The sequence below is a fragment of the Phaeobacter sp. HS011 genome (assembly GCF_018101215.1).
Classification (GTDB): domain Bacteria; phylum Pseudomonadota; class Alphaproteobacteria; order Rhodobacterales; family Rhodobacteraceae; genus Phaeobacter; species Phaeobacter inhibens.
In genome coordinates this window covers 115,120-129,894 of record NZ_JAGEUF010000001.1, presented here as the reverse complement: position 1 = coordinate 129,894, position 14,775 = coordinate 115,120, and the positions used below count along the sequence as shown (strand labels likewise).

The 14,775-nt window shown below is 64.3% G+C and carries 16 protein-coding genes, 1 tRNA gene and 1 riboswitch; of the genes, 15 read left to right on the top strand and 2 right to left on the bottom strand.

What is annotated here, in order from left to right; all coding sequences use genetic code 11:
* Window position 1: 1 nt before the first annotated feature.
* Window positions 2-730, top strand: a complete 729-nt coding sequence (locus J4721_RS00610; RefSeq protein WP_076619421.1) for a precorrin-2 C(20)-methyltransferase — start codon at window positions 2-4, stop codon at window positions 728-730.
* Window positions 727-1,491 (top strand): precorrin-3B C(17)-methyltransferase, encoded by a 765-nt coding sequence (gene cobJ / locus J4721_RS00605; protein ID WP_211001867.1) that lies wholly within the window; start codon window positions 727-729, stop codon window positions 1,489-1,491. Before J4721_RS00610 ends, cobJ begins: the two co-directional genes overlap by 4 nt.
* Here the strand turns inward: cobJ and J4721_RS00600 are convergent.
* The gene (locus J4721_RS00600) at window positions 1,488-2,228 is read right to left on the bottom strand and encodes a cobalt-precorrin-6A reductase (protein WP_211001866.1); all 741 of its coding nucleotides are present in this window, start codon (window positions 2,226-2,228) and stop codon (window positions 1,488-1,490) included. The genes cobJ and J4721_RS00600 overlap by 4 nt on opposite strands.
* On the opposite strand from J4721_RS00600, the gene cbiE reads away from it, so the two are divergent.
* The 7 genes from cbiE to cobF all read left to right on the top strand — a co-directional run bounded on the left by cbiE (window position 2,227) and on the right by cobF (window position 8,620).
* Window positions 2,227-3,411, top strand: a complete 1,185-nt coding sequence (gene cbiE / locus J4721_RS00595) for a precorrin-6y C5,15-methyltransferase (decarboxylating) subunit CbiE (RefSeq protein ID WP_211001865.1) — start codon at window positions 2,227-2,229, stop codon at window positions 3,409-3,411. The genes J4721_RS00600 and cbiE overlap by 2 nt on opposite strands.
* The gene (locus J4721_RS00590; RefSeq protein WP_102876305.1) at window positions 3,408-3,785 is read left to right on the top strand and encodes a cobalamin biosynthesis protein; all 378 of its coding nucleotides are present in this window, start codon (window positions 3,408-3,410) and stop codon (window positions 3,783-3,785) included. Before cbiE ends, J4721_RS00590 begins: the two co-directional genes overlap by 4 nt.
* Window positions 3,782-4,576 (top strand): precorrin-4 C(11)-methyltransferase, encoded by a 795-nt coding sequence (cobM, locus tag J4721_RS00585; RefSeq protein WP_211001864.1) that lies wholly within the window; start codon window positions 3,782-3,784, stop codon window positions 4,574-4,576. Before J4721_RS00590 ends, cobM begins: the two co-directional genes overlap by 4 nt.
* A 16-nt stretch (window positions 4,577-4,592) precedes the next feature.
* Window positions 4,593-5,912 carry a cobyrinate a,c-diamide synthase gene (locus J4721_RS00580; protein ID WP_211002278.1) on the top strand — a complete coding sequence of 440 codons (1,320 nt, stop codon included), beginning with the start codon at window positions 4,593-4,595 and terminating at the stop codon, window positions 5,910-5,912.
* Entirely contained in the window at window positions 5,909-6,673 is a 765-nt protein-coding gene (cobA, locus tag J4721_RS00575) for a uroporphyrinogen-III C-methyltransferase (RefSeq protein WP_076619411.1), read from the top strand. The genes J4721_RS00580 and cobA overlap by 4 nt, the downstream gene beginning before the upstream one ends.
* Window positions 6,674-6,860: 187 nt before the next feature.
* A riboswitch (cobalamin riboswitch) is annotated at window positions 6,861-7,078 on the top strand.
* A gap of 27 nt (window positions 7,079-7,105) precedes the next feature.
* The gene (locus tag J4721_RS00570) at window positions 7,106-7,783 is read left to right on the top strand and encodes an energy-coupling factor ABC transporter permease (protein ID WP_014873920.1); all 678 of its coding nucleotides are present in this window, start codon (window positions 7,106-7,108) and stop codon (window positions 7,781-7,783) included.
* Between the two features lie 69 nt (window positions 7,784-7,852).
* Entirely contained in the window at window positions 7,853-8,620 is a 768-nt protein-coding gene (gene cobF, locus J4721_RS00565) for a precorrin-6A synthase (deacetylating) (protein WP_211001863.1), read from the top strand.
* Window positions 8,621-8,695: 75 nt separating this feature from the next.
* Here cobF and J4721_RS00560 read toward each other — a convergent pair.
* Window positions 8,696-8,785 (bottom strand) — tRNA-Ser (locus J4721_RS00560).
* 330 nt (window positions 8,786-9,115) lie between these two features.
* Between J4721_RS00560 and J4721_RS00555 the strand changes: the two genes are divergently transcribed.
* Genes J4721_RS00555 through J4721_RS00530 form a run of 6 tightly spaced genes read left to right on the top strand, consistent with a single transcriptional unit; the run spans window position 9,116 to window position 14,755 of the window.
* Window positions 9,116-10,045, top strand: coding sequence for an SPOR domain-containing protein (locus J4721_RS00555; RefSeq protein WP_211001862.1), 930 nt, complete (start codon window positions 9,116-9,118; stop codon window positions 10,043-10,045).
* 52 nt (window positions 10,046-10,097) lie between these two features.
* Window positions 10,098-11,288 carry a D-alanyl-D-alanine carboxypeptidase family protein gene (locus tag J4721_RS00550; RefSeq protein ID WP_211001861.1) on the top strand — a complete coding sequence of 397 codons (1,191 nt, stop codon included), beginning with the start codon at window positions 10,098-10,100 and terminating at the stop codon, window positions 11,286-11,288.
* Window positions 11,285-11,974, top strand: coding sequence for a dTMP kinase (gene tmk, locus J4721_RS00545; RefSeq protein ID WP_014873916.1), 690 nt, complete (start codon window positions 11,285-11,287; stop codon window positions 11,972-11,974). Before J4721_RS00550 ends, tmk begins: the two co-directional genes overlap by 4 nt.
* Window positions 11,971-13,092: a DNA polymerase III subunit delta' gene (locus J4721_RS00540; protein WP_102854218.1), complete on the top strand. Its 1,122-nt coding sequence runs from the start codon at window positions 11,971-11,973 to the stop codon at window positions 13,090-13,092. Before tmk ends, J4721_RS00540 begins: the two co-directional genes overlap by 4 nt.
* Before the next feature lie 44 nt (window positions 13,093-13,136).
* The gene (locus J4721_RS00535) at window positions 13,137-13,958 is read left to right on the top strand and encodes a TatD family hydrolase (protein WP_211001860.1); all 822 of its coding nucleotides are present in this window, start codon (window positions 13,137-13,139) and stop codon (window positions 13,956-13,958) included.
* Window positions 13,958-14,755 (top strand): MBL fold metallo-hydrolase, encoded by a 798-nt coding sequence (locus J4721_RS00530; RefSeq protein ID WP_076619400.1) that lies wholly within the window; start codon window positions 13,958-13,960, stop codon window positions 14,753-14,755. Before J4721_RS00535 ends, J4721_RS00530 begins: the two co-directional genes overlap by 1 nt.
* Window positions 14,756-14,775: the final 20 nt, after the last annotated feature.

Sequence of the window (14,775 nt, the reverse complement as noted above, 5' to 3'; positions counted from 1 at the left end):
CATGACCGTTTCCAAGGGTAAAGTCATCTGCGCCGGGCTTGGCCCCGGGGATCCCGATCTGATGAGCGTCCGCTCGCACCGGATGATCTCCGGCGCGCGTCACATCGCCTATTTCCGCAAGGCCGGCCGCAAGGGCCAGGCCCGCGCCATTGTCGAGGGCATGCTGGCCGAGGACGTCACCGAACACGCGATGGAATACCCGGTGACGACCGAAATCCATTTCTCGGACCCTGAGTACAACCGGGTGCTGGCGGCGTTCTATGACCAGTGGGCCGACACATTGGCCGAGATTGCACAGACCGAAGACGTGGTGGTGCTCTGTGAGGGCGATCCGTTCCTCTATGGGTCTTACATGCATCTTTATACCCGCCTGCAGGGACGGGCCGCGCAGGAGATTATCCCCGGCATCACCGGCATGTCCGGCTGCTGGACCGCCTCTGGCCAGCCGATTACTTGGGGAGACGATGTGCTGACGGTGGCGATGGCCACTCTCAGCGAGGATGAACTGGCCAAGCGCGCGGCGGAAACCGACGCGCTGGTGGTGATGAAGATCGGCCGCAACCTGCCCAAACTGCGCCGCGCGCTGGAACGCGCGGGCCGCGCCGAAGACGCCTGGCTGGTCGAACGCGGCACCATGCCGGGGCAGACCGTGCAGAAGTTGTCCGAGATCGACGGCGAGGTGCCCTATTTCTCCATCGTATTGGTTCACGGACAGGGGCGCCGGCCATGAAACTATCGCAAAACGGTTGGGTGGTGATTGCGGGGCTTGGCCCCGGCAATGAGGCGCTGGTGACGCAGGAAGTGCGTGGCGTCATTGATGAGGCCACGGATATCGTCGGCTATATTCCTTACGTCAACCGGGTTGAGCCGCGCGAGGGGCTGACCCTGCATGCGACGGACAATCGGGTCGAAGTGGACCGCGCCACCCATGCGTTGGAAATGGCCGCTGAGGGCAAGCGCGTTGTTGTGGTGTCCTCTGGTGATCCCGGTGTGTTCGCCATGGCCTCTGCCGTGTTTGAAGCGCTTGAAAACAATGCAGAAAGCCGCCCCGAATGGCTGGATCTGGAGATCAAAGTGCTGCCCGGAATCACCGCGATGCTGGCCGCCGCTGCCGCCATCGGGGCACCATTAGGGCATGATTTTGCGGCCATCAACCTCAGCGATAACCTGAAACCCTGGAGCCTGATTGAAAAGCGCCTGCAACTGGTCGGTGAGGCCGGTCTGGCGATGGCGTTTTACAATCCGCGCTCCAAGTCGCGGCCGCATCAGTTTGCCCGCGCGCTGGAGATCCTGCGCGAGGCCTGCGGTGCGGAGACGCTGATCACATTTGCCCGCGACGTAACCAAGCCTGGGCAGGAACTGCTGACCGTGCCGCTGAAGGATGCCACACCCGAGATGGCAGATATGCGCACTGTGGTGATTGTCGGCAACCGCGACACGCGGCGGGTGGGCAACTACGTCTATACCCCCCGCTATGCGGCTGAGGGTTAAGCGGCGGAATGCGACAGCCAGGCCATCACCTCTGCGACGCTGCCCTTGATGGGCCGCGCAGGCACGTCCGGTCTGCCGATCATGATGACCGGCAGACCGAGGGTGCGCGCAGCGGTGAGCTTGGCCGCAGCCCCTGCGCCGCCTGCGTTCTTGGCCACCACATGGGTAATGCCGTGGCGCTGCATCAGCGCAGTATCCCCCGCTGCATCAAACGGCCCGCGGGCGATCTCAACCGTGGTGTGCGGCAGCGGCAGGGGCGCGTCTGGTTCATCAACCAGCCGCAGCAGGTAATGGTGCTGGGGCTTGGCGGCGAATTGGGTGAGGTTCTGCTTGCCGATGGCCAGAAACACCCGTGCGGGCGCGTCTGGCAAAGCGCTGACGGCTTCATCAATAGTCCCGGCGTGAACCCAAGTGTCGCCCTCCCCCGCTTGCCAAGCCGGGCGTTCGAAGGCGCAAAGCTTCACATCCGTCGCTTCGCAGGCGTGAACCGCATTGGTGCTCATCTGCGCTGCAAACGGATGGGTGGCGTCGACCACATGGGTGATGCTTTCGGCCTTCAGATATTCCGAAAGCCCCTCCACGCCGCCGAAGCCGCCGATGCGCGTGGGCAGGGGCTGGCTGACGGGCTTGGCGGTGCGGCCCGCGTAGGAAAACACCGCATCCGCGCCCGCCTCAGCCAAGGTTTTCGCGAGCGTCGAGGCCTCGGTGGTGCCGCCCAGAAGAAGGATGCGTGTCATGTCTGATCCGTGGCTCACAATCATTGGTCTGGGCGAAAATGGACTGGAAGGCTTGGGCGATGCAAGCCGGAAGGCGCTTGCGGAAGCCGAAGTGATCATAGGCGGCCCCCGGCATCTGGAATTGGCTGGCGCTGGCGGCAAAGGCCAGCCCTGGCCGGTGCCGTTTTCCATCGAACCAGTGCTGGCGGCGCGGGGGCGGCGCGTCGCCGTTCTGGCCTCTGGCGATCCGTTCTGGCATGGCGCTGGTGGCTCGCTGATGCGGGATCTGGAGGCGGGTGAGTGGGTGTCATACCCGGCGCCATCGTGTTTTGCACTGGCGGCAAACCGGTTGGGATGGAAGCTAGAAGAGGTGCTGTGCCTGGGACTGCATGCGGCGCCTTACGCGCGACTGCTGCCGCTGCTGGGCCGGGGCGTTCGGGTGATCTGCACCTTGCGGGATGGGGCGGCGCCTGCGGAATTGGCGGCCTGGCTGGCTGCGAATGGCCAGCCGGATGCGCGGCTGCATGTGATGGAGCGGCTTGGCGGCCCCAAGGAAAGGCAGCTCCATGCCACTGCCGAAGCTTGGGACCTGCCGCCGGGGGAGGCTCCGGTCCTGATGGCCATCGAGACCATGCGGCCCGGGCTGCCGCAGGCCTCTGGCCTTGCGGATGATCTCTTTGCCAGTGACGGGCAGATCACCAAGCGGCCCATCCGGGCGCTGACACTGTCGGCACTGGCGCCGCGCGCGGGAGAGCTGTTGTGGGATATTGGCGGCGGGTCTGGCTCGATCTCCGTCGAGTGGTGTCTGGCGGCGCGGGGTGCGCAGGCGATCACTTTTGAGCCGCGCGAGAGCCGGCTGGAGAATATCTGCGCCAATGCCGCTGCCTTTGGACTGGATCACCGGATGAGGGCGGTCGCCGGCAAAGCCCCGGATGTGCTGCAGGACCATCCCCTGCCCGATTGCGTGTTTATCGGCGGCGGCGGCTCACAGGCGCTTTTGGACCATCTGTGGGAGATCCTACCCGAGGGCACCCGGCTGGTGGCCAATGGTGTCACGCTTGAGACGGAAACACTGCTGATGCAAGCCCATGCTGCGCGCGGCGGGCATCTGCTGAAGGCTGAGATCGCCGAGGCCGGCCCCTTGGGAACCATGCGCGACTGGCGACGGGCGCGGCCCGTTATTCAGTGGAGCGTCACGCGATGAAAGTGGCGGGGATCGGTTTTCGCGAGGCTGCAACGGCAGCGGATTTGCAGGCCGCGCTGGCGCTGACCGGTGAGCATGTGGATGCCGTCGCCTCCATTGCAGAGAAGGCCCATGCCCCAGCCATGCAGGAGTTTGCACGCAGCATCGGCCTCCCCGTGATTGTATTGCAGGAAGCAGATATTGCCGGAGAGCAGACGCTGACCTGCTCGCCCCGGATCAAGGCGCGGTTCGGCACCGGGTCGCTGGCGGAAGCCGCGGCGCTGGTCGGCGCGCGCCATGGGGTGCCGGGCGCAACGGCGCGCCTTCTCGCCCCAAGAGTTGTCACCGCGGATGGGCTTGCCACCGCGGCCATAGCAGAAAGACTTGAGCCATGACCGTTCACTTCATTGGCGCCGGACCGGGCGCCGCCGACCTTCTGACCTTACGCGGGCGCGATATCCTCGCGGCCTGCCCGGTGTGCCTATATGCGGGTTCGCTGGTGCCGGAGGAGATCCTGAGCCACTGCCCAAAGGACGCCAAGGTGGTGAACACGGCGGCGATGGATCTGGACGCCATCGTGAGTGAAATCAAGGCGGCGCATGAAGCAGGTCAGGACGTGGCGCGGCTGCATTCCGGCGATCTGTCGGTGTGGTCCGCTATGGGTGAGCAGATCCGGCGGTTGAAGGCCGAGGGCATTCCGGTCAGCGTCACCCCTGGTGTTCCGTCCTTTGCCGCCGCTGCTGCGGCACTGGGAACCGAGCTGACCCTGCCCGGCCTTGGCCAGTCGGTGGTGCTGACACGGACACCGGGGCGGGCGTCTTCGATGCCTGCGGGCGAGTCGCTGGAGAATTTCGCCCGTACCGGCACCACGCTGGCGATCCACCTGTCGATCGGCAATCTGGATCATGTGGTAGAGAGCCTGACACCCCATTATGGTGCTGATTGCCCGGTGGCGGTGGTCTACCGCGCCAGCTGGCCGGATCAGCAGATCATCCGCGCCACTTTGGACACCCTGAAGGCATCGCTGGACGAGAAGATTTCACGCACCGCGCTGATTCTGGTAGGGCCGGTACTGAAGGGCGAAGGTTTTGACGAAAGCTGCCTTTACTCGACAGAATACGACCGCCGCTACCGGCCGCAAAGTGCTGAAAGCCCGTGGTCGAGTTGGAGCCACGGGGATGATTGATAGAATGGCTGATCCAATGACAGATATGAACCCTCCCGGCCTGATGATTTCGGCACCGTCTTCCGGCACCGGCAAGACCACGGTGATGCTGGGCCTGTTGCGGGCGTTGGCTGAGGACGGGCTGGTGGTGCAACCCTACAAAAGTGGGCCGGACTACATTGACCCGGCCTTCCACCTTGCGGCGGCGGGCAGGCCCAGTTTCAACCTCGACACCTGGGCCATGGACGCGGGCCTTCTGGATGCGGTCACAGGTCAGGCGGCGGGTGCGGAAATCTGCATCGGTGAAGGCTCGATGGGGCTGTATGACGGTGTTGCCACGCGTGGGCAGTCGGGCTTTGGCTCCTCTGCCGAGACCGCCAAGCGCATGGGCTGGCCGGTGGTGCTGGTGGTCGATGTGGGCGGTCAGGCGCAATCCGCTGCCGCCACGGCGCTTGGGTTCAAGAACTATGACACCGATGTGCCCTTTGCCGGGGTCATTCTGAACCGGGTGGCAAGCCCGCGGCATGAGCGGCTGACCCGTCTGGGGATGGAAAAGACCGGCATTAAGGTGCTGGGATCCCTGCCCCGGCGTGGTGATCTGGCGCTGCCGGAGCGGCATCTGGGCCTGATCCAGGCGGTGGAGCATCCCGATCTGGAAGCCGCGATTGCGGGCTATGCGGCGTTTCTGCGCGAGAATGTCGATCTGGAGGCGATCAAATCGGCGGCCCTGGCGGGGGCAGCCCCGGCGGCGGCGAAACTTCCCCAGCCGCCTGCGCAGCGGATTGCGCTGGCGCGGGATGCCGCGTTTTCCTTTACCTACCCGCATCTGCTGACCGGCTGGCGCGCGGCGGGGGCAGAGATCCTGCCGTTCTCGCCGCTGGCGGATGAGGCGCCCGCTGCGGACGCCGATCTGGTCTGGCTGCCTGGCGGCTATCCGGAACTGCATGGCGGCACACTGGCGGCGGCGGAGACCTTCCGCGCAGGGCTGCGCAAACACGCCGAGACCAAGCCGGTGCATGGCGAATGTGGTGGTTACATGGCCCTCGGCGAGGCGCTGATCGACAAGGAAGGCAACCGGCACCAGATGGCCGGCCTTCTGGGTCTTGTGACCTCCTACGAGAAGCGCAAATTCCACCTTGGCTATCGCCGGGCTGTGCTACAGGCCGGAATGCCAGGCTTTGCAGCAGGCACGGCACTGCGGGGGCACGAATTCCACTATTCGACCATTCTGGATGAACCCGATGCGCCACTGGCCAATGTCATGGATGCGGACGGCAACCCGGTGCCGGAAACCGGATCGATCAAAGGCCATGTGACCGGCACCTTCTTCCATCTGATTACCGGAGAGCAGGCATGACCGGCTTTGTCAGCTTTGTGTCCTCCGGTCCCGGTGATCCGGAACTGCTGACCGTGAAGGCGGTCAAACGGCTGGAAGCGGCGGATGCGGTGCTGTTTGACGATCTGTCCTCAGGGCCGATCCTGACCCATGCCCGCGCGGATGCGGATCTGGTGGGTGTCGGCAAACGAGCCGGCCGCCCCTCGCCCAAGCAAGACCATGTCAGCCAGCTGCTGGTCGATTACGCCAAAAGCGGGCTGCATGTTGTGCGGCTGAAATCCGGCGATTCCGGTGTCTTTGGCCGGTTGGAGGAAGAGATCACCGCGCTGCGGCAGGCCGGGATCGGGTTTGAGATCGTGCCCGGTGTCACAGCGGCCTCAGCGGCGGCGGCAGCAGCGAACATCCCGCTGACCCGACGGCTGACCGCGCGGCGGCTGCAGTTCATCACCGGTCATGACGTCACCGGCGGCCTGCCCGATCAGCTAAACCTCGCCGCGCTGGCGGACCCGGATGCGACCACCGTGGTCTATATGGGCAAGCGGACCTTTGCCTCACTGGCGGAAAAGCTGCTGGAGGCAGGATTGCCGCCCCAAACCCATGCGCTGATTGCACTGGGGGTCTCGACGCCGGAGCAATCCTTGCATTGCCATACAGTCGGCGAGCTGCCGGAGGTGCTGCGTGCGATGGAGACCACGGCGCCGGTGCTGATCCTCTACGGCCCGCTTGCCGATCAGCCTGCGGATCCCGCCCATGCCGGGGTCAGCGCAAAGGACGACGGCTAACCAGCCGGTCACCGCGCGGCCCCTGCGCCCAGACCAGAGGTCACCCCACTCTGAGAGGTCACATCCTGCCCGTGTTTCGCGGGTGGGATATTTCTATTTTTCCGTGTTCACGGCAGCTGACCCAAGGGCGCGTCGCAATCGCCTTCTGCGGGGCCGGATTCAAACTTGACCGAGTCGGGGCGCAGGGGCCACATAGGCGGCATATGGTGTTCCAACGGCGCGAAGCGTCAGGACTGAAACGGGAATGAGGAACGGTGGACCCAATTGCGGCACCGCAGCCTCAACCGCCCCCGCGACTGTGAGCGGCGAGCAGCTTTCCAACACCCACTGGCCAACTGGCTGGGAAGGGGGAAAGCAAGCAGCGACCCGCGAGTCAGGAGACCGGCCATGCAACAACAACATCCCGTCGGGTGAGACGGAGAGGAGACAGTTATGCATATCGAACCAGGCATCGTTGATGCCACCAAAATCGGCTTGTCCTATGCCACGGCAGCCGGTGCTGCGACCTATGCCGCCAAGGAAACCTTTGCGGATCTGAAAAAGACCAATATCGCCTCCTACGCGCTGCGCGCATTGGTCGCGACTGTTGGCGTGTTCCTGTTCTTTGAGGTGCTGCCGCATTTCCCCGTTGGCGTGTCCGAGGTGCATTTCATTCTCGGCTCGACCCTGTTTCTGATCCTTGGGTCCGCGCCTGCGGCCTTTGGTCTGGCGGCGGGTCTGCTGATTCAGGGCGTGTTCTTTGCGCCGTTTGATCTGCCGATGTATTTCATCAACCTGACCACGCTCCTGGTGCCACTGTTTGCGCTGCAAGCACTGGCCAGCCGTATCATCGCGCCGGGCACCGCCTATATCGATCTGAAATACAGCCAGGCGCTGGCGCTGAGCACCGCCTATCAGGGCGGCGTGGTGGCCTGGGTGGCGTTCTGGGCCTTCTACGGCCAGGGGTTTGGCGGCGAGACCGTGACCTCCGTGCTGACCTTTGGCGGCGCCTATATGCTGGTGATCCTGATTGAGCCAATTGCCGATCTGGCGGTTCTGGCTGGTGCCAAGGCGATGCGTGGCCTCAACGGCAGCGCGCTGGTGACACCACGCCTTTACAACAACGCCTGATCCTTGGCACATGAATGAACCGGCACGGCCCCGCCTTCGGGGCCGTGTTTTTGTCTGAAAGGCCCCGCGATGATTGACCTCACCCTGATCGGTATCGGCACCGGCAACCCGCAGCATCTGACCCTGCAGGCCGTTGAGGCACTGAACGCGCAGGATCTGATCCTGATCCCCAACAAAGGGGCCGGTAAGGACGATCTGGCAGGGCTGCGTCAAGCAATCTGCGCCGAGGCGATCCGGGGTCATGGCCAGACCGGTGATGGCCCCCGTATCGTGGAATTCGACCTGCCGGTGCGCGATGAGGCGACACAGGATTACCGCCAGCGGGTGGATGACTGGCATGACGCCATCGCCGAAATCTGGTGGCAGACCATCACCACCCATCTGCCCGAGGGCGGCGCCGTTGGGTTTCTGGTCTGGGGGGATCCCTCGCTCTATGACAGTACGATGCGGATTGCGGACCGGCTGAAAACACGGGCCGAGATTGGCCTGCGCGTCATTCCCGGCATCACCTCCATTCAGGCGCTGACGGCGGCGCATGCGATCCCGATCAATACCATCAACGGCCCCTTCACCATCACCACCGGGCGGCAGCTGCGCGATGCGGGCTGGCCAGCCAGTGCTGACACCGTGGTTGTGATGCTGGACGGGGCCTGTTCGTTCCAGTCGCTTGAGGCTGATGGCGTTGAAATCTGGTGGACGGCCTATGCCGGGATGGAAAACGAGATTTCGATTTCTGGCCCGCTGGCCGAGGTGGCAGATCATATCATAGAGACCCGCGCCAAAGCCCGCGCCGATCATGGCTGGATCATGGATATCTATCTGCTGCGGCGCGGCTGACAACAACTGCGCTGATGTCCGGTCTCGCGCTCGGCGATGCCTGTGGCCATGCGTTTGAGCTTCGGGCGGTTGGAGTGGCGGGGAGACAGGGATTCGAACCCTGGGAACGCTCTCACGTTCAACGGTTTTCAAGACCGCCGCATTCGACCACTCTGCCACCTCCCCGGTCGGCGCCGGGTTTAGGGGTTGGCTGCCCGTCTGGCAAGAGGGAATTGCACCCCATTCCGTTTCACAGTCCCCATCGCCTGTTCCTGATGTCATGCTCCGCGCGCTGAACACGACGGGCTGCCACGCGGATCCGCGATATCCGAAAACTTGCCGAGCGGGCGGTGGCAGGGTTTCCTTGCGTTGGCGTGGCGGCTATGCTGCGCCCATCATAAGGGCGCCGGAACAACCGGCACAGAAACAGCTGACGCCGGACCAATCGGCACGGAGCGCAGGACAGCGCGCATAAGAAGGCGCAAAGCGCCGTCAGATACGGGCAAGGAAGCACACATGGTTCACGCTATGTCGACAGGGAAACACAGCGCCAGAGGCCAGGAGTCATCGCGCCGGGGCCTACGGCTTGCGGCGGCACTGACCGGGCTGATGGTCCTCGGTGCCTGCGAAGAGGGCCCGGGATTGGCCTTCCTCAAACCGAAGGCACAGGAGGACGGGGCCGTTACCCCCTCCAGCAGTACCCGTCTGGTCGAACGCGAGGTGGAGGCACCGGAGGTGTTCCAGGTGACCGAAGCGGGTCTATGGGATGGTCGTCCCTCGCTGGGCGGTGTCTGGGTGGCGCATCCCGATGCCGAGGATCCCGAACAGGTGATCATTCGCAATCAGGCCAATGGCAAATTCGTGATCGGTGCGCTGTTCCGGCGCGAGCGGGAAATTCCCGGTCCCCGGCTGCAGGTGTCCTCCGATGCGTCCGAAGCTCTGGGCATGTTGGCGGGTGCGCCGGTTGAACTGAATGTGACTGCGCTGCGCAGTGAAAAGGTCGCCGACCCGGAGCAGGCAGCGGAGGTGATCCTTGAGGATGCGGATGTCGCGCTTGCCGATGGCGGTGATATCGACACGCAGCCGCTCGACCCGATCGCCGGCGCTGCGGCAGCCATTGACGCGGCGGTCCCGACCGCAACGACCCCCACGCAGGCAGCCGCACCCGCGGTGACCACCGCGGCAACCAAGGCAGCGGCAGCCAGCTCCTCGCTGAGCAAACCCTATATCCAGATCGGCATCTTCAGCGTTGAGGCCAATGCCAAACGTACCGCCGATCAGATGCGCAATGCCGGGCTTCTGCCCTCAGTCCTGTCCCAGTCCAGCAACGGCAAACCGTTCTGGCGAGTGCTGGTCGGGCCGGCCCAATCGAAATCCGAACGCAGCCAGCTGCTGAAGAGCGTCAAGGCCATCGGCTTCTCTGATGCCTATGCGGTCACCAATTGACCTCGCTTGTGCGGCTCTGCCTGACGTGACCAACCGGAAAGACGCTCCTGTTATGACCTTTCTCCCCTCTCCGCTTCGCACTGCTTTGAAACTGACCTGTGCGGCTGGCCTCCTGGTCAGCCTCTCGGCGCTGTCGGCTGCGGCCTTTGATACCCGCGCCCGTGCCGCCTATGTGCTGGATCAGGAAACGGATACCGTGCTGCTGGCCAAGAACGCCGATCTGGCGCTGCCGCCTGCGTCGATGTCGAAACTGATGACGCTCTACGTGGCGTTTGAGGCGATCCGTGATGGCCGCCTGACGCTCGATGAGCGGCTGCCGGTCAGTGAACACGCCATGAGCTACAAAGGCTCGACCATGTTCCTCAACACCCAGGACCGGGTCCGGGTGGAGGATCTGCTGCGCGGGATTATCGTGCTGTCGGGCAATGATGCCTGTGTGGTGCTGGCCGAAGCGCTGAGCCCGGATGGCACCGAGGCGGGATTTGCCCGTTACATGACCAAGCGGGCGCAGGAAATGGGGATGGACAACTCCACCTTTGCCAATTCCAACGGCTGGCCCGCCGCCGGGCACCGTATGTCGGTGGAGGATCTGGCGATCCTTGCGGAAAAGCTGATCGAGGATTTCCCGCAGTATTACCCGCTGTTTGCCGAGCGGGAGTTTGAATTTGATGGCCGCGCGCCCTCCAATGTGCGCAACCGCAACCCGCTGCTGGGTCTGGGCATCGGCGCGGATGGTCTGAAGACCGGTCACACATCCGAGGCGGGGTATGGTCTGGTGGGATCTGCCGCACAGGGTGACCGACGGGTGATTTTTGTAATCACCGGTCTGGACAGCACCACCGCCCGCGCAGAGGAGGCCGAGGCCATTGTTAACTGGTCGTTTCGCCAATTTGCCAAAAAAACGGTGGCTAAAGCGGGTGTTCCGGTCGCAGAAGCCGAGGTCTGGCGCGGGGCAGAGGCAACCGTAGGGCTGGTGCCTGCCGAGGATCTGAACGTGTTGTTGCCCGCGCTTGCCGGTCGCGAAATCACCGGCGAGGTGGTCTATACCGGGCCGATTGATGCTCCCATTGAGAAGGGCCAGAAGCTGGCCGAACTGGTGCTGCAACCCGATGAGCTGCCGGAGGTCCGCCTGCCGCTGGTGGCGGAAAAGGACATTCCGACCGGCGGTTTTCCGGTGCGGGTGAAAACCGCAGCGCAGGTGCTGGTGAAACGTTTCATCAGCGGGCCTGAGGCCAGCCAGTGACACCGGCCAAGACCGGCGCCACAGCCGATGGCGCAGCCCCCTATCCTGGCCTGTTTGTCACCTTTGAAGGCATCGACGGCTCCGGCAAGTCGACGCAATGTCGGCTGCTGGCCGAAGCGCTGCAGGCGCAGGGGATTGAGGTTGTCCTGACCCGTGAGCCGGGCGGATCAGATGGCGCGGAGGAGATCCGCCGTCTGGTGCTGGAGGGCGACCCGGACCGCTGGTCGGCGGAGACCGAGCTGCTGTTGTTCACGGCGGCACGACGCGATCATATGGAACGGCGCATCCTGCCTGCACTGGCGGCGGGCAAGGTGGTGGTCTGTGACCGCTTTGCCGATAGCACCCGAATGTATCAGGGGTTGTCGCGCGGGGATCTGCGCGCCAGCGTCGATCAGCTGCATGCCCTGATGATTGGCCATGAACCGGACCTGACCATCCTGATCGACATGGACCCGGCCAAGGGGCTGGCGCGCGCCAAGGGCCGTCAGGGCAGCGAAGAGCGGTTCGAGGATTTCGGTCTGGATCTGCAACAACGGATGCGCGCAGGGTTTCTGGCACTGGCGGAGGAATTTGCCGACCGGTTTCGCGTCATTGACGGGGACCGCCCGATTGAGCTGGTGGCGCAGGATGTGCTTGGGGTTGTCTCCACCGCCCTACCTGCTTCCGATGGGGACGTCGGCGCATGAGCAAGGACGACGCCCCTCTGCGCGCAGATCAGACAGCCGGCGCGCCCCATCCGCGCGAGACGCTGCACCTGTTTGGGCAAGCGCAGGCGGAGCAGGATTTTCTGACCGCCTTCAACTCTGACCGTTTGCACCATGGCTGGCTGCTGACTGGCCCGCAGGGCGTGGGCAAGGCAACGCTGGCCTGGCGCATTGCAGCGTTTCTGCTGTCGCAGCCGCCTGCGGAGGAAGCGGGGCTGTTCGGCGCGCCGCCGCCTGCCACCTCGCTTGATATCGGGATGGATCATCCGGTAATGCATCGCATTCAGGCGCTGGCGGAGCCGGGGCTGGCCTCGATCACCCGCAGCGTTAACGACAAAGGCAAGCTGCGCGATCAGATCGTTGTCGATGACATTCGCGCGCTGAACAAATTCTTTGGCCTGTCGGCAACAGACGGCGGACGTCGGGTGGTGATTGTTGATGCCGCGGACGAGATGAACACCAGCGCCGCCAATGCCCTGCTGAAGATGCTGGAAGAGCCGCCTGCCCGCACCACCCTGCTGCTGGTGTCGCATCAGCCCTCGCGACTGTTGCCGACGATCCGCTCGCGCTGTCGCCTGTTGCGGTTCGCGCCGCTGAGCCCTGAGGACATGCAGGCGGCCCTGACGCAGGCAGGCGCTGAGCTGCCCAGGCAAGCCGAGCATCTGGCCGCATTGGCCAATGGCTCTGTCGGGGCGGCGCTGCGGCTGCTGAACCTTGGCGGCCTGCAGGCCTATAGCGATGTGGTGCGGCTGTTGGACAGTTTGCCCCGGCTGGATCGACAGCGCGCCATGGCGCTGGCGGAACAGGCCGCAGCACGGGGTGGTGCCGATAAATTTGAGCTACTGCTGACGCTGATCGACACCGCGCTGGCGCGGCTGGCGCGCACCGGGGCCACCGGAATGGCGCCGCAGCCGGAGGCCGCCCCGCAGGAGGCCGCAGTGCTGTCGCGGCTTTCACCGACGCCGCAGAAGGCGCGGGCCTGGGCGGATCTGGCAGCGCAGGTAACAGCCCGGATGCGCCACGGTCAGGCGGTGAACCTTGACCCCGCAGCACTTGTCCTAGATACGGTTTTCAAGATGCAGGACACTGCGGCGCGCTGATCCGGGCCACCGGACCGCCCCGCAGGACGCGACAGAGAGCAGTTATGACCGAGAGCCTTTCCCCCATGCCCCCGTCCATCACGGACAGCCATTGCCATCTGGATTTTCCCGATTTCGACGGCGAGCTGGACGCGCTGATCACGCGGGCGGCAGAGGCCGGTGTGACCCGCATGGTGACGATCTGCACCAAGCTGCGCAATGAACCCACCGTGCGCGCCATCGCCGAGGCGCATGCGCCGGTGTTCTATGCTGCTGGCACCCACCCGATGAGCGCCGCAGATGAGCCGCTGGTGTCGGTTGATGAGCTGGTCGCGCTGGCGCAGCATCCCAAGTTTGTCGGCATTGGCGAGACCGGGCTGGACTATCATTATACCGCCGACAGCGCGGAGGTGCAGAAGACCTCGCTCAGAACCCATATCACGGCGGCGCGGGAAACCGGCCTGCCGTTGATCATCCACGCGCGTGCGGCGGATGATGATATGGCGATGATCCTGCGCGATGAGATGGCCAAGGGCGCCTATACCTGCGTCATGCACTGTTTCTCCTCCTCGCCCGACCTGGCACGGGCGGCGCTGGATCTGGGGTTCTACCTGTCGATGTCGGGCATCGCCGCCTTCCCCAAGAGCCAGGAGCTGCGCGATATCTTTGCTGCCGCCCCGCTGGAGCGCATTCTGGTCGAAACCGACGCCCCCTATCTGGCGCCGCCCCCCTATCGCGGCAAACGCAATGAGCCGGCCTATACCGCACACACCGCCCGCGTGGGTGCCGAGGTGTTTGGTGTGGACTACGCCGATTTCGCCGCCCAGACGCAGGCGAATTTTGACCGGCTGTTCTGGAAAGCGGCGCAATATGAGGCCGCCGCCTGATGGGCGTGCTGCGCTTTACCATTCTGGGCTGCGGTTCATCCGGTGGGGTGCCGCGACTGGGCGGGCATTGGGGCGATTGCGACCCGGACAATCCCCGCAACCGCCGCCGCCGCTGCTCGCTGCTGGTAGAGCGGGACGGGCCTGAAGGCACGACAACCGTGCTGATCGACACCTCCCCCGATATGCGCAGCCAGCTGCTGGACAGTGGCACCGGGCGACTGGACGGGGTTGTCTACACCCATTCCCACGCGGATCATGTGCATGGCATCGATGATCTGCGGATGATCGTCTTCAACATGCGCGACCGTATTCCGGTCTATGCTGATGGTGACACGCAGAACGCGCTGTTGTCGCGTTTTGGCTATGCCTTTGTGCAGCCCGCAGGCTCCCCCTATCCGCCCATTCTGGACCTGCGCAGCATTGATGGGCCGCTGACCATCTCCGGACCCGGTGGCGATATCACCCTGCGCCCGTTTGAGGTCAATCACGGCTCCATGGACGCGCTGGGGTTCCGCATTGGTGATCTGGCCTATCTGCCGGATGTGGCCAAGATCCCCGATAGCGCGCTGGTGGAATTGCAGGATCTGGACTGCTGGATCCTCGATGCGCTGCGCCGCAAGCCGCATCCCACCCATCTGTCGCTGGACGAGGCGCTGGAGTGGATCGAACGGATGGCCCCAAAGCGTGCGGTGCTGACCAATATGCACATTGATCTGGATTATGCGCAGGTCGCTGCAGAGACCCCTGACCACATTGATCCCGCCTATGACGGGATGGTGATCGAATACCCGATCTGAGCCGCCACATAAGGCGCCCG